17 protein-coding genes are annotated in these 19,602 nt (G+C 62.6%); all 17 read left to right on the forward strand.

Features of this window, described 5'->3' with window-relative positions:
- The first annotated feature begins 115 nt into the window (after window positions 1–115).
- The 17 genes from ABMD26_RS19370 (at window position 116) to fliE (ending at window position 19,598) form a co-directional block, all read left to right on the forward strand.
- Window positions 116–853, forward strand: coding sequence for a flagellar basal body rod protein FlgF (locus tag ABMD26_RS19370; protein ID WP_049858812.1), 738 nt, complete (start codon window positions 116–118; stop codon window positions 851–853).
- Window positions 854–902: 49 nt separating this feature from the next.
- Window positions 903–1,688: a flagellar basal-body rod protein FlgG gene (gene flgG / locus ABMD26_RS19375; protein WP_049858811.1), complete on the forward strand. Its 786-nt coding sequence runs from the start codon at window positions 903–905 to the stop codon at window positions 1,686–1,688.
- Between the two features lie 70 nt (window positions 1,689–1,758).
- Complete coding sequence (flgH, locus tag ABMD26_RS19380) at window positions 1,759–2,454, forward strand: flagellar basal body L-ring protein FlgH (protein ID WP_049858810.1); 696 nt, start codon at window positions 1,759–1,761, stop codon at window positions 2,452–2,454.
- A 12-nt stretch (window positions 2,455–2,466) separates the two neighbouring features.
- On the forward strand, window positions 2,467–3,576 hold the full coding sequence (locus ABMD26_RS19385; RefSeq protein ID WP_049858809.1) for a flagellar basal body P-ring protein FlgI: 1,110 nt from the start codon (window positions 2,467–2,469) through the stop codon (window positions 3,574–3,576).
- A gap of 11 nt (window positions 3,577–3,587) precedes the next feature.
- Window positions 3,588–4,790 carry a flagellar assembly peptidoglycan hydrolase FlgJ gene (gene flgJ, locus ABMD26_RS19390; protein ID WP_320522707.1) on the forward strand — a complete coding sequence of 401 codons (1,203 nt, stop codon included), beginning with the start codon at window positions 3,588–3,590 and terminating at the stop codon, window positions 4,788–4,790.
- 11 nt (window positions 4,791–4,801) lie between these two features.
- A complete protein-coding gene (gene flgK / locus ABMD26_RS19395; protein WP_320522708.1) occupies window positions 4,802–6,844 on the forward strand; it encodes a flagellar hook-associated protein FlgK in 2,043 nt (680 codons plus the stop codon).
- 13 nt (window positions 6,845–6,857) lie between these two features.
- Entirely contained in the window at window positions 6,858–8,459 is a 1,602-nt protein-coding gene (locus ABMD26_RS19400) for a flagellar hook-associated protein 3 (protein WP_354311287.1), read from the forward strand.
- 274 nt (window positions 8,460–8,733) lie between these two features.
- On the forward strand, window positions 8,734–9,660 hold the full coding sequence (locus ABMD26_RS19405; protein ID WP_134723183.1) for a ketoacyl-ACP synthase III: 927 nt from the start codon (window positions 8,734–8,736) through the stop codon (window positions 9,658–9,660).
- Window positions 9,661–10,322: 662 nt separating this feature from the next.
- Complete coding sequence (locus ABMD26_RS19410; RefSeq protein WP_122743506.1) at window positions 10,323–11,780, forward strand: flagellin; 1,458 nt, start codon at window positions 10,323–10,325, stop codon at window positions 11,778–11,780.
- Window positions 11,781–11,857: 77 nt separating this feature from the next.
- Window positions 11,858–12,196 (forward strand): flagellar protein FlaG, encoded by a 339-nt coding sequence (locus ABMD26_RS19415; protein WP_414705015.1) that lies wholly within the window; start codon window positions 11,858–11,860, stop codon window positions 12,194–12,196.
- A 79-nt stretch (window positions 12,197–12,275) separates the two neighbouring features.
- Window positions 12,276–13,742 carry a flagellar filament capping protein FliD gene (gene fliD / locus ABMD26_RS19420; RefSeq protein ID WP_134723180.1) on the forward strand — a complete coding sequence of 489 codons (1,467 nt, stop codon included), beginning with the start codon at window positions 12,276–12,278 and terminating at the stop codon, window positions 13,740–13,742.
- A 205-nt stretch (window positions 13,743–13,947) separates the two neighbouring features.
- Complete coding sequence (fliS, locus tag ABMD26_RS19425; RefSeq protein WP_049858803.1) at window positions 13,948–14,355, forward strand: flagellar export chaperone FliS; 408 nt, start codon at window positions 13,948–13,950, stop codon at window positions 14,353–14,355.
- Between the two features lie 10 nt (window positions 14,356–14,365).
- Entirely contained in the window at window positions 14,366–14,659 is a 294-nt protein-coding gene (locus ABMD26_RS19430; protein WP_049858802.1) for a flagellar protein FliT, read from the forward strand.
- A gap of 150 nt (window positions 14,660–14,809) precedes the next feature.
- Window positions 14,810–16,291 carry a sigma-54 dependent transcriptional regulator gene (locus ABMD26_RS19435; protein ID WP_122743503.1) on the forward strand — a complete coding sequence of 494 codons (1,482 nt, stop codon included), beginning with the start codon at window positions 14,810–14,812 and terminating at the stop codon, window positions 16,289–16,291.
- A gap of 226 nt (window positions 16,292–16,517) precedes the next feature.
- Complete coding sequence (locus ABMD26_RS19440; RefSeq protein ID WP_134723179.1) at window positions 16,518–17,735, forward strand: sensor histidine kinase; 1,218 nt, start codon at window positions 16,518–16,520, stop codon at window positions 17,733–17,735.
- Window positions 17,732–19,120, forward strand: a complete 1,389-nt coding sequence (locus ABMD26_RS19445) for a sigma-54-dependent transcriptional regulator (RefSeq protein ID WP_134723178.1) — start codon at window positions 17,732–17,734, stop codon at window positions 19,118–19,120. Before ABMD26_RS19440 ends, ABMD26_RS19445 begins: the two co-directional genes overlap by 4 nt.
- Window positions 19,121–19,271: 151 nt before the next feature.
- The gene (fliE, locus tag ABMD26_RS19450; protein WP_049858798.1) at window positions 19,272–19,598 is read left to right on the forward strand and encodes a flagellar hook-basal body complex protein FliE; all 327 of its coding nucleotides are present in this window, start codon (window positions 19,272–19,274) and stop codon (window positions 19,596–19,598) included.
- Window positions 19,599–19,602: the final 4 nt, after the last annotated feature.

Genomic DNA, 19,602 nt, shown 5'->3' on the forward strand with positions numbered 1-19,602 from the left:
CGCTGCAGGCCCCGGCCCAGAGGGGCTGCAGGCATCTGTCGAAAGTTGGCCCGCATATTGCTCTACCTCTCTCAGTACAGCAGTAGACGGCATTCGCCCGTCGATGGAGAGACCTGTGGACAAGATGCTCTACGTGGCAATGACCGGTGCCAGCCAGAACGCGCTGGCGCAGAAGGCCCATGCCAACAACCTGGCCAACATTTCGACGACCGGCTTCAAGCGTGACCTGGAACAGGCGCGTTCCATGCCGGTGTTCGGCGACACCTTTCCTTCGCGGGCCTACGCGCTTACCGAACGCCCGGCGACCGATTTCAGCGGCGGTGCCTTGCAGGAAACCGGCCGAGACTTGGACGTGGCAGTGGGCGGCAACGGTTTCATCGCCGTACAGACACCTGACGGCGGCGAAGCCTATGTGCGTACCGCCAGCATGAACGTCGATGCGCTCGGTGTGCTGCGTGCCGGCAACGGTTTGCCGGTCATGGGCAATGGCGGTCCGATCGCCGTTCCGCCGGACGAGAAAATCGAGATCGGCATGGACGGCACCATCAGCATTCGCGGTCTGGGACAGGCACCCAACGTCATGGCCCAGGTCGACCGCATCAAGCTGGTCAATCCCGATGTGAAAACCCTGACCAAGGGGCTGGACGGCCTGATCCACACCACCAGCGGCCAGCCGGCGCCCGCCGATGCCGCCGTGCGGGTCGAGTCCGGTTTCCTGGAGGCGAGCAACGTCAACGCGGTCGAGGAGATGACCTCGGTGCTGGCGCTCTCCAAGCAGTTCGAACTGCACATCAAGATGATGAGCACCGCCAAAGAAGGCGACGAGGCCATGGCCCGGGTCTTGCAAATCTAATTTCAGCGTAGCGATCGCGCCGTAAACCAGGCGCTCCAGGAGATGACACATGCTTCCAGCACTTTGGGTCAGCAAGACCGGCCTCCAGGCCCAGGACACCAACCTGACCACGATTTCCAACAACCTGGCGAACGTATCGACCACCGGCTTCAAGCGTGATCGCGCCGAATTCCAGGACCTGCTCTATCAGATCAAGCGTCAGCCCGGCGCCCAGTCGACCCAGGACAGCGAATTGCCGTCGGGTCTGCAGGTCGGTACCGGTGTGCGCATCGTCGGCACCCAGAAGAACTTCACCGCCGGCAGCCTGCAGACCACCGAGCAGCCGCTGGACATGGCAATCAACGGTCGCGGTTTCTTTCAGGTGATGCAGCCTGACGGCACCGTTTCGTACACCCGAGACGGCACGTTCCACCTGAACTCCGACGGCCAGATCGTCACCGCTCAGGGCCTGGCCCTGGAACCGGCCATCGTCGTCCCCAACGACGCCCAGACCTTCACCGTGGGCACCGACGGCACCGTCTCCATCACCACCGCCGGCAACCCTGCTTCGCAGGTGATCGGCAACCTGCAGACCGCCGACTTCATCAACCCGGCCGGCCTGCAGGCCATCGGTGGCAACCTGTTCCTGGAAACCGCCTCCAGCGGCGCGCCGCAGGTAGCGACCCCCGGTCTGAACGGTGCGGGCACCGTGCTGCAGAACACCCTTGAGAACTCCAACGTGAGCACCGTGGAAGAACTGGTCAACATGATCACCACCCAGCGTGCCTACGAGATGAACTCCAAGGTGATCTCCACCGCCGACCAGATGCTGCAGAACCTGACCCAGAACCTGTAACCCTGGGCTATCCGTAACCCCCAAGCTACCTGGGCGCCGTGTGCGCCGGCTACACCGTGAGGTCTGTGTCATGCGTCGTGTCTCGATTGTTCTTGCCCTGAGTGGAATGGCCCTGCTGACCGGTTGCGTCGCGCCACCGGCCAAGCCCAACGACCCGTACTATGCCCCGGTGCTGCCGCGCACGCCGATGCCTGCCGCCGCCAACAACGGCTCGATCTACCAGGCCGGCTTCGAGCAGAACCTGTACAGCGACCGCAAGGCGTTCCGCGTTGGCGACATCATCACCATCACCCTCAACGAGCGGACCAGCGCCAGCAAGAGTGCCAACTCCAAGGTCGGCAAGGACAGCAGCAACAGCCTGGGTCTGACCTCGCTGTTCGGCGCCGGCGTGAACACCAACAACCCGCTGGGCAGTGGTGATCTGAGCCTCAACGCAGGCTACAGCGGCACGCGCGCCACCAACGGCACCGCCGCGGCGGCGCAGAACAACAGCCTGACCGGCTCGGTCACGGTGACAGTGGCCGACGTGCTGCCTAACGGCATCATCTCGGTCCGCGGAGAAAAGTGGATGACGCTCAACACCGGCGAAGAGCTGGTGCGCATTGCAGGGCTGGTCCGGGCCGATGACATCGCCACCGACAACACCGTGTCCTCGACACGCGTGGCCGATGCACGCATCACCTATTCGGGCACCGGTTCCTTCGCCGAAGCCAGTCAGCCGGGTTGGTTCGACCGGTTCTTCGCCAGCCCCCTGTTTCCTTTCTGAGTGCGTCCGTCCATGCTCAACTTCAAGCACCTGATCGCCGCTGCACTGCTGATGTCCGCCGCGTTCGGCGTTCAGGCCGAGCGTCTCAAGGACATCGCCAGCATTTCCGGCGTGCGCACCAACCAGCTGATCGGCTACGGCCTGGTCGTGGGCCTCAACGGCACCGGCGACCAGACCACCCAGACCCCGTTCACCCTGCAGACCTTCAACAACATGCTGTCCCAGTTCGGTATCAAGGTGCCGCCTGGCTCGGGCAACGTGCAGCTCAAGAACGTCGCTGCGGTGTCGATCCACGCTGATCTGCCTGCATTCGCCAAGCCGGGGCAGGTGATCGACATCACCGTGTCGTCCATCGGCAACTCCAAGAGCCTGCGCGGCGGCAGCCTGCTGATGACTCCCCTCAAGGGTATCGACGGCAACGTCTACGCCATTGCCCAAGGCAACCTGGTCGTCGGTGGTTTTGACGCCGAAGGCCGCGACGGGTCGAAAATCACCGTCAACGTGCCGTCGGCAGGACGGATTCCTGGCGGTGCCAGCGTCGAGCGCTCCGTGCCCAGTGGCTTCAACCAGGGCAACAGCCTGACGCTGAACCTCAACCGGCCTGACTTCACCACGGCCAAGCACATCGTCGACAAGGTCAACGAGCTACTTGGCCCGGGAGTTGCACAAGCTGTCGATGGGGGCTCGGTACGCGTCACTGCACCGGTCGACCCCAGCCAGCGTGTGGACTACCTGTCGATTCTCGAGAACCTCGACGTCGACGTGGGCCAGGCGGTGGCCAAGGTGATCATCAATTCGCGCACCGGCACCATCGTGATTGGCCAGAACGTCAAGGTATCGCCTGCGGCAGTGACCCACGGCAGCCTGACGGTGACCATCACCGAAGATCCGATCGTCAGCCAGCCCGGGCCTCTGTCCGGCGGCCAGACGGCGGTGGTGCCACGTTCGCGGGTCAGCGCCCAGCAGGAAGCCAAACCGATGTTCAAGTTTGGCCCTGGCACCACGCTCGACGAGATCGTCCGCGCGGTCAACCAGGTAGGCGCGGCGCCCGGTGACTTGATGGCCATTCTCGAAGCCCTGAAACAGGCCGGCGCCTTGCAGGCCGACCTGATCGTGATTTGAGGTAGCAGCTGATGGAAATGCCGAATGGCGGAGTATCGGGAACACGGGATTCGGGGGCTTACACAGACCTCAATCGCCTGAGCTCGTTGAAAGTCGGGGATCGCGACAGCGAGGCCAACCTGCGCAAGGTGGCCCAGGAATTCGAGTCGCTGTTCCTCGGCGAAATGCTCAAGTCCATGCGTTCGGCAAATGACGTGTTGGCCAAGGACAACCCGCTGAACACCGAAACCACCAAGCAATACCAGTCCATGTACGACCAGCAGCTGTCCGTGACCCTGTCCAAGGAAGGCGGCGGCATTGGCCTGCAGGACGTGCTCATGCGCCAGTTGTCCAAGACCAAGGGCGTGGAGCGTGCCGGTGCCAATCCGTTCGCCCATGCCGACAACAGCCTGACCAAGCCGCTGGGCGCCACCCGCGATGCCTCGGCCGATGCCAAGGCTGCCGGCACCACGGCGCACAACGACATGGCGTTGCTGAACCAGCGGCGCCTGTCGCTGCCGAGCAAGCTGGCCGACCGTCTCGTGGCCGGCATCGTGCCGTCGGCGGCGACCGAGGCGAGCGCTGCCACATCCAGCAAGAACCTCATCAACGTCCCGGCCAGCGCACCGGCCAACAGCATCGCCAATGCCGTGCGCAGCGGTGCCGCGGTCGAAGCCAGCAGCCTGGCGAAAAGCGTCGCCCAGCCGCCCCTGGCGCCGGCCAAGCGCGCCTTCGGTTCGTCCGACGAGTTCATCGCGACCATGCTGCCCATGGCCGAAAAAGCCGCTGCGCGGATCGGTGTCGATCCCAAGGTGCTGGTGGCCCAGGCGGCGCTGGAAACCGGATGGGGTAAATCGATCATGCGTGCCGACGACGGCAGCAACAGCCACAACCTGTTCGGCATCAAGGCGACCGGCAACTGGAAGGGCGAGAACGCCCGTGCGATCACCAGCGAGTTCCGTGATGGCCAGATGGTCAAGGAAACCGCCGATTTCCGCTCCTACGACTCATACGAAGACAGCTTCCACGACCTGGTCAGCCTGTTGCAGAACAACGACCGCTACCAGGGCGTGGTCAAGTCCGCGGACAACCCCGAACAATTCGTCAAGGAACTGCAGAAGGCCGGCTACGCCACCGACCCGAACTACGCCAGCAAGATCTCCTCGATCGCCAAGCAGATGCAAGGCTATGAGAACTACGCTCGCAGCAGCACCAGCGCTACCACGAATCTATAAGGTTTGAACCCATGTCGAATCTGATCTCCATTGGGCTGTCCGGTCTGGCGTCCAGCCAGGCATCCCTGGCGACCACCGGTAACAACATCGCCAACGTCGCGACCGCCGGCTATTCCCGGCAGTCGGTGGTGAATACTGCCAGTGGCTTGCAGAACATCGGCGTGGGCTATCTGGGCACCGGTACCACCATTTCCGACGTGCGCCGCATCTACAGCAGCTACATGGACACCCAGTTGCAGACCAGCACTGCACTGAGTGCCGACGCGACCGCGTACAGCACCCAGATCAACAGCATCGACAAGTTGCTGTCCGATGGCAGCACCGGTATCAGCGCCGTGCTCAGCAGCTTCTTTTCCGCCGTGCAGACCGCATCGGCCAACCCCAGCGATACCTCGGCGCGGCAGTTGCTGCTGACCCAGGCGCAGACCCTGAGCAATCGCTTCAACTCGATTTCCGCGCAGTTCAGTCAGCAGAACGACAGCATCAATGCCTCGCTGACCACCCTGACCGGGCAGGTCAACAAGCTCAGCGGCAATATCGCCGAGCTCAACCGGCAGATCACCGAGATGTCGGGCAGCGGTTCCACGCCCAACAGCCTGATCGATGCGCGCAACGAGAACGTCCGCCAGCTCAACGAGCTGGTCGGCGTGACCGTGCAGCAGCGCGACGGCAACTACGATGTCTACCTGGGTTCGGGGCAGTCGCTGGTCACCGGTAGCTCGGCGAACTCGCTGGTGGCAACGCCTGGCGTAGCCGACAAGAGCCAGTACGGCTTGACCATCCAGTACCAGGGTTACAGCACCGACGTGACCTCGGTGACCACCGGCGGCGAGATCGGCGGCCTGTTGCGTTTTCGCAGCGACGCCCTTAACCCGGCGATCAACGAGCTGGGGCGCACGGCGATCGTCGTCGCCGACAGCCTGAACAGCCAGTTGGGCAAAGGCATCGACCTCAACGGTGACTTCGGCTCCTCGCTGTTTTCCAGCATCAACAGCGCAACCGCCGTTGCCAATCGCAGCCTGGCGTCGTCCAACAACAGCGCAGGTTCGGGCAACCTCAGCGTCACCGTGGCCGACTCCAGCAAGCTGACCATCTACGATTACAACGTCAAGTTCAGCAGCGCCACTGCCTACAGCGTGACCCGTTCCGACGGCACTTCCATGGGCAATTTCGACCTGGGCACGAACCCTGCGCCGGTGATCGATGGCGTTACCCTGGGTCTGAAAGGCACTGTAGCGACTGGCGACAGCTTCGTGGTCACGCCGACCCGCAGCGGCGCGAGCGCTATCACCAATACACTGACCGACTCGAACAAGCTGGCCTTCGCCGCGCCGCTCACCGGCACGGCGACCGTCGGCAACTCGGGCACCGGCACCTTCACCCAGCCGGTACTGAGCAGCAAGCTGGACATCTACAGCGGCACGGCCCTGAGCCAGTTGCAGAGCGGCATCGAAACCTCGTCGCCGGTCAAGCTGGTGTTCGGCAAGACCACCGACGGCGCGCAGAGCTACAGCCTGTTCAATGCCTCGGGAGCCAGCATCGGCAGCGGCACGATCGTGCCTGGCCAGAGCAACAACCTGAGCCTGACCGTGCCGGTGGTGGGTACCGATGGCCAACCGGTCAACGGCGCCGACGGCAAGCAACTGACCTTCACCTTCGAAACCACGGTGGGTGGCTCGCCTGCGGTCAACGACAGCTACACCGTGTCGTTCAACGCCGACGGCAAATCCGACAACCGCAATGCCACGCAACTGCTGGCGTTGCAGACCAAGGCGACGGTGGGCGCCACGGCGGGCAACCCCGGCATGAGCTTCACCAGTGCCTACGCCTCGCTGGTGGAACGTGTCGGCGCCAAGGCCAGCCAGGCCACCGTCGACACCAAAGCCACCGGCGCCGTGTTGACCCAGTCCAAGACCAATCGCGACTCGGTATCCGGCGTCAACCTGGACGACGAAGCGGCATCCCTGGTGAAGTTCCAGCAGTACTACACCGCGTCCTCGCAGATCATCAAGGCTGCTCAGGAAACCTTCAGCGTCCTGATCAATGCCCTCTAAGGAATAGTCGACCATGCGAATTTCCACCTCTCAGTACTTCGAGACCAGCGCGACCGGCTATTCCCAGAATTTCTCGGACACCGCCAAGACCCAGGCACAGATCAGCTCGGGGAACCGCATCCAGAGCGCTGGTGACGATCCGGTCGGCGCGGCCAAGTTGTTGCAGTTGCAACAGCAGAGCAGCCTGCTGACCCAGTACAGCGGCAACATGACCAGCGTCACCAACTCGCTGACCCAGGAAGAGAGTGTGCTCGACAGCATCACGACGGCCTTGCAGCGCGCGCAGGAATTGACCATCCAGGCCGGTAACGGCGGCCTGAGCGACGCCGACCGGACGTCGATCGCCAGCGAAATCGGCGAGATCGAAAAGAACGTGCTGGGCCTGCTCAACACCAAGGACTCCAACGGCCAGTACATGTTCTCCGGCTCCAAGACCAGCACGCCGCCCTACATACAGAACAGCGACGGCAGCTACACCTATCAGGGCGATCAGACCCAGCTCAGCCTGCAGGTGTCCGACACCTTGCAACTGGCCACCAACGACACCGGCTACAGCATTCTGGAAACGACGGTGAACACCAGCCGCACCCAGACCACCATGACCGCACCCGTGGATGCCAACGGCGCGGTGGTCGACGACGGCCGGGTCACGGTGTCCGACGGCCGCCTGGAATCGCTGACCACCTACAACAAGGCCTTCACCGATGGCCAGCCGTACACTCTGAAATTCACCAGCAGCACCCAGTTCACCCTCACCAACAGCAGCGGCAAGGATGTGACATCCCAGGTCAGCGGCAACGGTACCTTCGACCCGAAGGCCGACGGCGGCACCACCGTCAGCCTGTACGGTGTGGAGTTCGACATCAACGTGGCCACCAAGCAGAGCGAGCTGGGCACCGTCACCGATGCCGACATCGCCGGACGCACGTTCAGCCTGGGCAGCAAGCCGGACAGCATCAGTTCGACGCGCAACGCGGCCAATACCTCCACGGCGCAGTTGGTCAGCGCCACCGTGACCGATACCCAGGGCTATGCGGCAGGTTTCCCGGCCGGCGGGGCAGTGATCAAGTTCACCAGCAGCAGCGAGTACGAGCTCTACGCCCAGCCGTTGACCGATTCGAGTCGGGCCATCGGCAGGGGTACGGTGGCCGTCGGCGCCGATGGCAGCACGATCACGGCTGCAGGCGTGACCTTCAAGCTTTCCGGTGAAGCCGGTGCAGGTGACAGCTTCAGCGTCAACGCCAACAGCCACAAGACCCAGAACGTGCTGGACACCCTGCACCAGCTCAAGTCGGCTCTGGAGATACCGGTGACGGACGCCAATTCCGCGCTGGCGCTGAAGAATGCCACCGATTCGGCGCTGGGCAACCTGGCCAGCGCCAACGAGAACATCGACATCTCCCGCGGGCAGATCGGTGCACGACTCAATTCGCTGGCCATTCAGAACGACGAGAACGTCAGCCTGGCTCTTGCCAACAAGGGCACCCAGTCGGCGATAGCGGACACCGACTTCGCCACGGCATCGGTCACCCTGAGCCTGCAACAGACCATGTTGCAAGCCTCGCAGCTGGCCTTCGCGAAGATCTCCCAGCTCAGTCTGTTCAACAAGCTGTGAGCGGCGGGGCGCAAGCCCCGTCTTCCCTCTACCACCCCGCGTCGCGCCATTTCCTACGGCCTATGGCACAATATCCCTGTGACCAATGAGTCGGATCGTGCATCTTCACCCTTATGTATTGCCAGGTCGCTGCATCAGCGGCCTGCAGCTGCTTGTTTTTCGGCAGCGCTGGCCCCGTCCCGCAGAGGTCGGCGCCGCCTGACACCCTTTTCGATGGCATCGCGCAAATGCCCCGCGTGATGACCTCCAGCTACCTTTGTATTGGGAAGCCACAATGATTGGCATAAAAAGCATCGCGAGTTACGTGCCTGCCGAAGGCCTGGACAACTACGCCCAAGGTGCCAAATTCGCCAAGGATGAAGAATTCATCATCGGCAAGATCGGCTCGGCCTTCCTGCCGCGCAAGGCTGCCGACCAGGAAACCTCCGACCTATGCGTGGAAGCGGCCAACGCGCTGTTCGCCAGCAATCCGCAGCTGTTGCGCGAGTCCATCGACGCGTTGATCGTCGTGACCCAGAACGGAGACGAGGAGGGCTTGCCGCACACCGCCGCCATCGTTCAGGACAAGCTCGGCCTGCCGACCCACGTCGCAGCGTTCGACATCAGCCTGGGTTGCTCGGGCTATGTATACGGCATCTATGCACTCAAGGGCTTCATGGAAGCGGCCGGCCTGAAGAACGGTCTGCTGATCACCGCCGACCCGTACTCCAAGATCGTCGACCCTGAAGACCGCAACACCACCATGCTTTTCGGCGACGCGGCCACCGCCACCTGGATGGGTGAAGACGCGCCCTGGCAGTTGGGCAAGGCCAAGTTCGGCACCGACGGTTCCGGCGCGCCGCATTTGAAAGTGACCGATGGCGTTTTCTTCATGAACGGCCGTCAGGTGTTCAACTTTGCGCTGCTCAAGGTGCCGGCACATTTGCATGAACTGCTCGACGAATCGGGACTGACCAGCGCCGATGTCGACGCGTATTGCATCCACCAAGGCAGCGCGGCGATCGTCGACGCCGTGGCGCGGCGGTTCGAGGAAGAGCCGGAGAAGTTCATCAAGGACATGGTCGAGACCGGCAACACGGTATCGAGCAGCATTCCGCTGTTGCTGGAAAAGCACATCCTCGATTCCTCCTGGAAACGAGTCGCCCTGAGCGGCTTCGGCGTCGGCCTGTCCTGGGGCTCCGCGCTCATCTACCGCCCCTGACCACCGCGCCGCCTGCCGACGCGGCTCGCGCCGCTGCTACAAAACCTGGGCCGCCCACGCAAACACCGCGACCCCTGTAGCAGCGGCGCAAGCCGCGTCCGGCCACGCTGCGGTCGTCCATACCCACCGCGTATCCGCCAACGCAAACACCGCGGTCGTCCATCCGCACTACGCTACCCGCCCACGCGAACACCGCGATCCCTGTAGCAGCGGCGCAAGCCGCGTCCGGCCACGCCGCGGTCGTCCATACACACCGCGTATCCGCCAACGCAAACACCGCGGTCGTCCATCCGCACTACGCTACCCGCCCACGCGAACACCGCAATCCCTGTAGCAGCGGCGCAAGCCGCGTCCGGCCACGCCGCGGTCGTCCATACACACTGCCGCACCCGCCACCGCGACCGTCTATCCGTTGACGCCAGAAATCCCCGCTTTTCCCACGCATCTCCCTCAAGTTCCCCCTTCCCCGGACGAAATAGTTATCAAGAGAGATCAAGCCAACGCTTGCTTTTTCCGGCTACAGCGGCTTGAAGGTGAAAAAACATTGCAATCACCCTCAAGCAAAGCGCTGAACCGACGATAACTACTACGAAGGTTCTCTAGGCCACACCCGGCGCTCGCCAGGGCCGGAAGCCACAGCTAACAACCCCGAGGAATTTGTCATGGCCTTATCCGTAAACACCAACACCGCTTCCTTGACCGTTCAGAAAAACCTGAACAAGGCTTCCGATTCGCTGAGCACCGCGATGACCCGTCTTTCCTCGGGCCTGAAAATCAACAGCGCCAAGGACGACGCCGCCGGCCTGCAGATCTCCAACCGTCTGACCAGCCAGATCAACGGCCTGTCGGTTGCAGTCAAGAACGCCAACGACGGTATCTCCATCGCCCAGACCGCTGAAGGCGCGATGCAGGAATCCACCAACATCCTGCAGCGTATGCGTGAACTGGCTCTGCAATCGGCGAACGGTTCCAACAGCAGCGACGACCGCACTTCGCTGCAGTCCGAATACACCCAGCTGACTTCCGAGCTGACCCGTATCGCCAACACCACCACTTTCGGTGGTCGCAACCTGGTTGACGGCTCATTCGGTTCCACCGCGTTCCAGATCGGCGCCAACGCCAACGAAACCATCAACGTGACCCTGGGTGACGTGTCTGCCAGCGCCATCGGTTCGCAGCAGGTCAAGAGTATCGGTGTAGCCGTGTCGGCCACCGGGGTCGCAGGTGGTGCAATCAAGGTTACCGGCGGGGGTGCTACCAAAGATGTGACCATTGACGCTAAAGCGTCAGCCAAGACCATTGCCAGCCAGCTCAACGGTGCAGTACCCGGCCTGACCGCCAAGGCAAGCACCGAGGCATCCTTCGTCGTGGGCGCAGGTGCAGCAACCACTCCGGCGACCTTCACCATGAAGGTCGGTAGCAGTGACACCGTCAGCATGGTTGGTGTGACCGATACCGCCTCGCTGGCCGATCAGTTGAATTCGAACGCGGCGAAGCTGGGTATCAGTGTCAGCTACGACAGCAAGGCAGGCACGCTGTCGGTCAAATCCGACACCGGTGAAAACATCGTGTTTGGTGTTGATACGTCAGTCACTGGTGCCGCTGCCGCCGCTGCGACCGTGACTGTAGCCACCAAGAACGCCAGCGGTACTCCGGGTACTGCGGTAGGCATCGCAGACACCTTCATCGCCACTGGTGCAGTGTCGCTCGATTCAGCCAAAGGCTACTCGGTCGCTGGTGTCGGCGTTACCGGCCTGTTCGCCACTGGCACTGCCGGTGCTTCGTCGAGCAAGGCTTCCGACCTGACCTCGGTCAGCGAAACCGACATCACTACCGCTTTCAACGCTCAGAACGCGATCGCTGCACTGGACAAGGCCATCTCCAACATCGACGCCCAGCGCGCCGACCTGGGTGCGGTGCAAAACCGTTTCGACAGCACCGTGTCGAACCTGCAGAGCATCTCCGAGAACTCCTCGGCCGCTCGTAGCCGTATCCAGGACGCCGACTTCGCTTCGGAAACCGCTGAGCTGACCAAGCAGCAGACCCTGCAGCAGGCATCCACCGCGATCCTGTCCCAGGCCAACCAGCTGCCATCGTCGGTACTGAAGCTGCTTCAGTAATTCGGCCCTTGGCTGACTGACGGAAGGGTGCCCACGCGCCCTTCCGTTTTTTGATTTCCGGGGTGATGAACATGGACATGAGCGTTACAGCGAGACCGCCTCTTGCCGTCACGTCAGCGCCAGCCGGCGCCGCCTCCCTGCCTGCCCGGCAGGTCACGCAAGATGAACCCCCAGTGCAACGCGTTGCACCCGAGCGGGCCGAATTGGAACAAGCGGTGAAGGATATCCAGACGTATGTGAACACCTCACAGCGCAACCTGGAGTTCTCCATCGACGACTCGACGCATGACGTCGTGGTCAAGGTCATCGCTACGGACAGCGGTGAAGTCATTCGTCAGTTGCCGACGGAGGCTGCGCTCAAACTGGCGCAAAGCCTCGCGGATGGCCGCAGCGGTCTGTTCGACGCCAAGATCTGAACTGGCACGAAAAATGTAGCTGGGTGTGCTTGGGGCGGTATCCGTCAAAAACACGCCTGACTCGATTTAGGAGATTGCGATGGCTACTGTTTCCTCCACTACCGGCACTACAGCCACGACTACGGCTGCCAGCACCGCAAGTACCAGCAGCACCACCAGCTCGACCAGCACCAGTGGCGCGATCAAGTCCAGCGGCGTGGGCTCGGGCATCGACACCGAAGCCATCGTCAAGGCCTTGGTGAACGCCGAGAAGGCGCCCAAGCAGAAGCAGATCGATACCCAGACGCTGACCACTACCACGACGCTGACCGCCGTAGGTACCGTCAAGAGCGCGCTGGAGACCTATCGCACTGCGGTCGCGGCGATGAACAAGGCCTCGGCCTTCAGCGGTTTGACCGGCACCTCGTCCAATGACAAGACCGCGTCGGTGACGGTGACCGATTCCGCTTCCGACGGTACCTACTCGCTGGAGGTGACCAGCCTTGCCAGCGCCTCGAAGATCTCTTCCGGCGTGTATACCGACAAGAGCGCGGCGGTGGTCAACGCCACGTCGTCCGCTCAGGACCTCACGATCACTCAATCGGGCAAGGACACCAAAATCAGCATTCCGGCAGGTGCCACGCTGGCGCAGACCCGTGATCTGATCAATACCCAGATGGCCAGCCGAGGCATCAGTGCCAACATCCTGACCGACGCCAGCGGCTCGCGTCTGGTGCTCAGTTCGTCGACCACAGGCTCGGGCACCGAAATTTCCATGTCGGCCAATGCCGGCAGCGGGCTCGACAAACTGACCGCTACCACCACCGTCACCGCGCCAGGCAATGCGAAGTACAAGATCGACGGCATCGAGATGGAGTCGTCGACCAACACGGTGGCAGCTGCCATCAGTGGCGTGTCGATCAAACTGTTGGAGGCCGGCGGTGAAAAGACGACCATCAGCGTCACCACCAACACCGACACCCTGAAAAAAGCCACCACTGGATTCGTGGACGCCTACAACGCGCTCATGACCCAGCTCAACACGCTGACCAAGGTCAGTACGGCGGCCGACGGCACGACCAGTGGAGGAGGGCTGACCGGCGACTCCACCGTGCGCCACCTGATCCAGTCAATGCGCAACGAGCTGGTCACCCCCTCGGGTTCGAGCAAGCTGACGTTGTCTCAATTCGGCATCAACACCGACCAGAAGACCGGACTGCTGGTAATGGACGACGCCAAGTGGACCACGGCCATGGCCGATACCGCCAACGTGGCTGCCATCCAGGACATGTTCACGGGCAAGGACGGCCTGCTTTCGCGCATGACCACAGCGACCGACTCCTATGCAGTGAAAGGCGGCATTCTTGCCGCGCGGTCGGACTCGCTCTCCGGCACGCTGACCAAACTGACCGAGCAGCAGCAGGCCCTGGATCGTCGGATCAAGAACCTGACCGACACCTTGAATGCCAAGTACACCGCGATGGACACCCTCGTCGCGCAGCTGAACGCCACCAGTAAAAGCATCATGACCACGCTCAATGCGCTGAACAAAACCGACAGCGATTGATGCTTCGTGAACATCCAGAAGCCCGGTTCATACCGGGCTTTTGCGTGTCCAGCCTTTTCACGAATGCCACCATATCGCCGACGTTATCGGCCTGATCTCAGTTTCATGCGCATATTCCCCCAAGCCCGCTAAAGTTTTCCCCGCCCGCGACGACATAGTAACCAAGCGATACAACATCAAATACTGTGTGACGAGGTCCACCGCAATGAACGCCATGAGAGCGCTGAGCCAATACCAGAAGGTCGATTCCCATGCCCAGACATCCGAAGCCACGCCGCACCGGCTGGTGCAGATGCTGATGCAGGGCAGCCTCGATCGCATGGCCCAGGCCAAGGGCGCGCTGAGCCGCGGTCAGGTAGCGCAGAAGGGTGAGATGCTCGGCAAGGCCGTCGCCATCATCGGCGGCCTGCGCCAGGGGCTGGATGCCACCAAGGCGGCCAACGAACAGTCGGTCAAGGACCTCGACGATCTGTACGCGTACATGTCCGGACGTCTGACCGAAGCCAATATCAAGAACGATCCACAGCTGATCGACGAAGTCGCTCGTCTGATGATCACCGTCAAGAGCGGCTGGGATGCCATCGCCAGCCACGAATCGGCACTGCCGGCCTGAGGAGTTCGTCATGAGTGCACTACAGCGGATTCAGCAGACTCGCCACGCCCTGGTAGACGCCATGCAGGCCGGAGACTGGGATGCGATCGGCGTGCTGGACATCGAGTGCCGTGCCTGCGTCGACAGCGTGCTGCAGGAAGTCCCGGAAGACCCTTCCCAGTTGCGCAGCCACCTGGAAGATCTGCTCGAGGTCTACCGTCAATTACTCAACGTCACTCGTTTAGCGCGTCAGTCGGTTGTCGACGAAATGTCACAGTTCAACCAAGCGAAGAACGCTGCAAAGGTTTACCATCTGTTCCGTTGACAGCCATTGCGCCATAAATTTGACTAAGTCGATTTTTTTGCCTTTACTAGTGGCTGTTGTGATTCGTCTGGCGTCTGTTAGCTGAAACCATGGCCAAAAACGTCGAGAGCGCCCTCCGGGCTTCGAGTTGACTAGGGAAGTTGCTATTGCATGTGGCGTGAAACGAAAATTCTGCTGATCGATGACGATAGCGTTCGCCGCCGGGATCTGGCGGTCATCCTGAACTTTCTTGGCGAAGAGAACCTGGCCTGCGGCAGCGGCGACTGGCAGATGTCGGTCGACGCATTGTCGTCCAGCCGCGAGGCTCTCTGCGTCCTGGTGGGGGATGTGTCTTCGGGCAATCTGGCCGGGCTGCTGAAGACCCTCGCCAACTGGGACGAATTCCTGCCCGTGCTGCTGCTGGGCGAGCCAGGTACCGTCGAGCTTCCAGACGACCTGCGTCGTCGCGTGCTTTCCCATCTGGAAATGCCGCCCAGCTACAGCAAGCTGCTCGATTCTCTGCACCGCGCCCAGGTCTATCGCGAGATGTACGACCAGGCCCGCGAGCGCGGCCGTCAGCGCGAACCCAACCTGTTCCGCAGTCTGGTCGGCACCAGTCGCGCGATCCAGCACGTGCGGCAGATGATGCAGCAAGTGGCCGATACCGACGCCAGTGTGCTCATCCTTGGCGAGTCGGGTACCGGCAAGGAAGTGGTTGCACGTAACCTGCATTACCACTCAAAGCGTCGCGATGCGCCGTTCGTGCCGGTCAACTGCGGCGCCATTCCCGCCGAGTTGCTCGAAAGCGAGCTGTTTGGCCATGAAAAGGGCGCGTTCACTGGCGCGATCACCAGTCGCGCTGGTCGTTTCGAACTGGCCAACGGTGGCACCCTGTTCCTCGACGAGATCGGCGACATGCCGTTGCCGATGCAGGTCAAGCTGCTGCGAGTGTTACAGGAACGGACATTCGAGCGTGTGGGCAGCAACAAGACCCAAAGTATTGACGTGCGCATCATCGCCGCCACTCACAAGAATCTGGAAAGCATGATCGAGGTCGGCACCTTCCGTGAAGACCTGTACTACCGCCTGAACGTGTTCCCCATCGAGATGGCGCCGTTGCGTGAGCGGGTGGAAGACATTCCGCTGCTGATGAACGAGCTGATTTCGCGCATGGAGCATGAAAAGCGCGGGTCGATCCGCTTCAACTCGGCGGCCATCATGTCGCTGTGCCGCCACGGCTGGCCGGGCAACGTACGTGAGCTGGCCAACCTGGTCGAGCGCATGGCGATCATGCACCCGTACGGCGTTATCGGCGTGGTCGAGTTGCCGAAGAAATTCCGCTATGTGGACGACGAAGACGAGCAGTTGGTCGACAGCCTGCGCAGCGATCTGGAAGAACGTGTGGCGATCAACGGCCACACGCCCGACTTCGCTTCCAGCGCCATGCTGCCGCCCGAAGGCCTTGATCTGAAGGACTACCTCGGTGGTCTGGAGCAGGGCTTGATCCAGCAGGCGCTCGACGACGCCAACGGTATCGTCGCCCGGGCTGCCGAACGCCTGCGCATCCGCCGCACCACGCTGGTGGAAAAAATGCGCAAGTACGGCATGAGCCGGCGCGAAGGTGAGGGCGAGGAGCAACAGGCAGACGATTGACGCCTGTGGCTGCGCTGGCCGCTGCTTGCAAGGCAGCGGCCACGCTTCACTGAACACCTGCCCGTTCGCTGCGAAGTCGCCAAGTCACCGAAATCAAAGCAGTTCCTCGCCACACCTGGCGCTTCTTTCAAGCCCACTTTCGCCCTTCGAGTTTCATCCGGCACGGCTATTGCTTTTGCCCTTGGCACGATACCGTTTTTGACGGTGAGCCAAGTGAGAGACAGTCATGCCACAGGCCGCTATCCAGCCGTCCGTTCCCCAGCCTTCCAGCGACGCGCGCGCATCGGCAGCGCAGATCGGCGGCCAGCAGGGTCTGAACCAGGCCTTTGCCCTGTTCGACCAGATGTCCGACCGTCTGAGCGACTCCTACAGCATGCTCGAAGACCGCGTGGCAGCGCTCAAGGGGGAACTGGAAGTGGTCAGCGCCCAGCGCCTGGCCGAGCTTGCGGAAAAGGAACGCCTCGCCAATCGCTTGCAGAATCTGCTCGATCTATTGCCCGGCGGGGTGATCGTCATCGACGGCCAAGGTCACGTACGCGAGGCCAACCCGGCAGCTTTGCAGATGCTGGGGGCGCCCCTGGAAGGTGAGTTGTGGCGGGACGTGATCGTGCGCAGCTTCGCGCCACGCCGGGACGACGGCCATGAGATCTCCTTGATCGATGGACGACGTCTGTCGATCGCCACTCGCTCGCTCGATGCCGAACCTGGCCAGTTGGTATTGCTCACCGACCTGACCGAAACCCGTCAACTGCAAAGCGAAGTGGCGCGCAGTGAGCGCCTTTCGTCGCTGGGCCGGATGATGGCCTCGCTTGCTCATCAGATCCGCACACCCTTGTCGGCCGCGCTGCTGTACGCCAGTCACCTGACCGACAAGCCTTTACCGGTCCAGACCCAGCAGCGGTTCGCCAGTCGCCTCAAGGAACGTTTGCACGAGCTGGAACATCAGGTCCGCGACATGCTGGTGTTCGCCCGCGGCGAGCTGCCGCTGCCGGACCGCCTGGCACCCAGACAATTGCTGCAGGCCTTGCAGGCTGCCGCGCAACCCCATATGCAGGACGTGCCTGTGCGTTGGCAATGCGACAGCCACGCCGGCGAGCTGCTGTGCAACAAGGACACCCTGGTGGGCGCCGTGCTCAACCTGGTGAATAACGCCATTCAGGCCAGCAGCGGTCAGGCCCGTCTGAAAATCCACCTGTATAGCCGCGGCGATACGCTGCGCCTCTGCGTCAGCGACGATGGGCCTGGCATGGCGCCGGCGATCCTGGCGCGTCTGGGTGAGCCGTTCTTCACCACCAAGCCCACCGGAACCGGGCTCGGCCTGTCGGTGGTCAAGGCCGTTGCGCGCGCCCATCAGGGCGACCTGACCCTGCGCTCCACGGTGGGTCGTGGCACCTGTGCGACGTTGACGTTGCCGTTGGTGGCTCGGCAGGAAGGTATTCGATGAACATCAAGGTGCTGTTGGTCGAGGATGACCGTGCCTTGCGCGAGGCGCTGGGCGATACCCTGGAGTTGGGCGGTTTCGACTTCGAAGCGGTGACCTGTGCCGAGGAAGCGTTGCTGGCGGTGGCGCGTGAGCCTTTCGGCATTGTCGTCAGCGACGTCAATATGCCGGGAATCGATGGGCACCAGTTGCTGGCCTTGCTCCGCGCTCGCCAACCGCAACTGCCGGTCCTGCTGATGACGGCCCATGGCGCGGTCGACCGAGCGGTGGATGCCATGCGCCAGGGTGCCGCCGATTATCTGGTCAAGCCGTTCGAACCGAGCGCGCTCCTCGACCTGGTGACCCGGCATGGCCGCGGTCTGATTGCGGCGGGCGCCGAGCAGGGGCCGGTGGCGCTTGAGCCGGCGAGCCAGGCTCTGCTCGAGCTGGCCGCGCGGGTCGCGCGCAGCGATTCCACGGTGCTGATATCCGGTGAGTCGGGTACCGGCAAGGAAGTGCTGGCGCGCTACATCCATCAACAGTCGAACCGTGCGCAGCAGGCCTTCGTTGCCATCAATTGCGCGGCGATTCCGGACAACATGCTCGAAGCCACTCTGTTCGGCCACGAGAAAGGGGCGTTCACCGGCGCCATTGCGGCCCAGGCCGGCAAGTTCGAGCAGGCCGATGGCGGTACCCTGCTGCTCGACGAGATTTCCGAAATGCCCCTGGGGCTGCAGGCCAAGCTGCTGCGTGTGCTGCAGGAGCGCGAAGTCGAACGTGTCGGCGCGCGCAAGCCCATTGCCCTGGACATCCGGGTCATCGCCACCACCAACCGCAACCTTGCGCAAGACGTGGCGGCGGGGCGTTTCCGCGAAGACCTGTTCTATCGGCTTTCGGTGTTCCCGTTGGCCTGGGCGCCGCTGCGCGAACGGCGTGGCGACATTCTGCCGCTGGCCCGACGGTTGCTGGCCCGTCACATCGACAAGATGAAGCACGCGCCGGTGCGCTTCGCGCCCCAGGCCGAACAGTGCCTGCTCGATCATCCCTGGCCGGGCAATGTCCGCGAGCTGGACAACGCCATCCAGCGCGCGTTGATCCTGCAGCACGGTGGCCTGATCCAGGCCGCCGACTTCTGCCTGGTCGGGCCCGCCGGTGCAGCGCCGTCGGCACCGTTGGGGCGGGTGGTGCAGGCGTCCGCGCCTGTCGAGCCACAGACGCCGCCCGGCGTGCTGGAGGACGATCTGCGCCGACGCGAATTCGAGATGATCATCGATACCCTGCGCAGCGAGCGCGGTCGGCGCAAGGAAGCCGCCGAGCGCCTGGGTATCAGCCCGCGGACCCTTCGCTACAAGCTGGCCCAGATGCGCGATGCCGGAATGGACGTGGAGGCCAGCCTGTTCGCCTCTTGAAGGCCGTCCGATGAGCGACGGTCGGTGCGGTGATTTGTCGCCGCCGATCCGTTTCGCCACCCTGCGACTGCAACTGGCACCCTCCTTGCTACTACCTCTGTAGTGAATGCAGCAGTGTCAAAAAAACGCAGGTCGTCGCAGAGGGTTACCCATGAGCCAAGGTATTGAATTCAACCGCTTGATGCTGGACATGCGCGCCATGCAGGCGGACGCCATGGCCAGACCCAAGGCGGTTGCGGCGCCGGAAGTCGGCGCCAGCAGCTTTGCCGACATGCTCGGCGGCGCGATCAACAAGGTCGCCGACGTACAGGGTGCCTCCAGCCAGTTGGCCACTGCCTTCGAGATCGGCAAGAGCGGTGTCGACCTCACCGACGTGATGATCGCCTCGCAGAAAGCCAGCGTCTCTTTCCAGGCCTTGACCCAGGTGCGCAACAAGCTGGTCCAGGCTTACCAAGACATCATGCAGATGCCGGTCTGAGGAC

It is taken from the genome of Pseudomonas sp. PvP001, assembly GCF_040546375.1.
Taxonomy (GTDB): domain Bacteria; phylum Pseudomonadota; class Gammaproteobacteria; order Pseudomonadales; family Pseudomonadaceae; genus Aquipseudomonas; species Aquipseudomonas coleopterorum.

What these genes read in the sequence shown, in the direction of transcription:
- fliD (WP_134723180.1), top strand. Translation starts at nt 12,276, where the DNA reads ATGGCTACTGTTTCCTCCACTACCGGCACTACAGCCACGACTACGGCT.
- flgH (WP_049858810.1), top strand. Translation starts at nt 1,759, where the DNA reads ATGCGTCGTGTCTCGATTGTTCTTGCCCTGAGTGGAATGGCCCTGCTG.
- flgJ (WP_320522707.1), top strand. Translation starts at nt 3,588, where the DNA reads ATGGAAATGCCGAATGGCGGAGTATCGGGAACACGGGATTCGGGGGCT.
- ABMD26_RS19415 (WP_414705015.1), top strand. Translation starts at nt 11,858, where the DNA reads ATGAGCGTTACAGCGAGACCGCCTCTTGCCGTCACGTCAGCGCCAGCC.
- ABMD26_RS19385 (WP_049858809.1), top strand. Translation starts at nt 2,467, where the DNA reads ATGCTCAACTTCAAGCACCTGATCGCCGCTGCACTGCTGATGTCCGCC.
- flgG (WP_049858811.1), top strand. Translation starts at nt 903, where the DNA reads ATGCTTCCAGCACTTTGGGTCAGCAAGACCGGCCTCCAGGCCCAGGAC.
- ABMD26_RS19410 (WP_122743506.1), top strand. Translation starts at nt 10,323, where the DNA reads ATGGCCTTATCCGTAAACACCAACACCGCTTCCTTGACCGTTCAGAAA.
- ABMD26_RS19400 (WP_354311287.1), top strand. Translation starts at nt 6,858, where the DNA reads ATGCGAATTTCCACCTCTCAGTACTTCGAGACCAGCGCGACCGGCTAT.
- flgK (WP_320522708.1), top strand. Translation starts at nt 4,802, where the DNA reads ATGTCGAATCTGATCTCCATTGGGCTGTCCGGTCTGGCGTCCAGCCAG.
- ABMD26_RS19405 (WP_134723183.1), top strand. Translation starts at nt 8,734, where the DNA reads ATGATTGGCATAAAAAGCATCGCGAGTTACGTGCCTGCCGAAGGCCTG.
- ABMD26_RS19435 (WP_122743503.1), top strand. Translation starts at nt 14,810, where the DNA reads ATGTGGCGTGAAACGAAAATTCTGCTGATCGATGACGATAGCGTTCGC.
- ABMD26_RS19440 (WP_134723179.1), top strand. Translation starts at nt 16,518, where the DNA reads ATGCCACAGGCCGCTATCCAGCCGTCCGTTCCCCAGCCTTCCAGCGAC.
- fliE (WP_049858798.1), top strand. Translation starts at nt 19,272, where the DNA reads ATGAGCCAAGGTATTGAATTCAACCGCTTGATGCTGGACATGCGCGCC.
- fliS (WP_049858803.1), top strand. Translation starts at nt 13,948, where the DNA reads ATGAACGCCATGAGAGCGCTGAGCCAATACCAGAAGGTCGATTCCCAT.
- ABMD26_RS19445 (WP_134723178.1), top strand. Translation starts at nt 17,732, where the DNA reads ATGAACATCAAGGTGCTGTTGGTCGAGGATGACCGTGCCTTGCGCGAG.
- ABMD26_RS19430 (WP_049858802.1), top strand. Translation starts at nt 14,366, where the DNA reads ATGAGTGCACTACAGCGGATTCAGCAGACTCGCCACGCCCTGGTAGAC.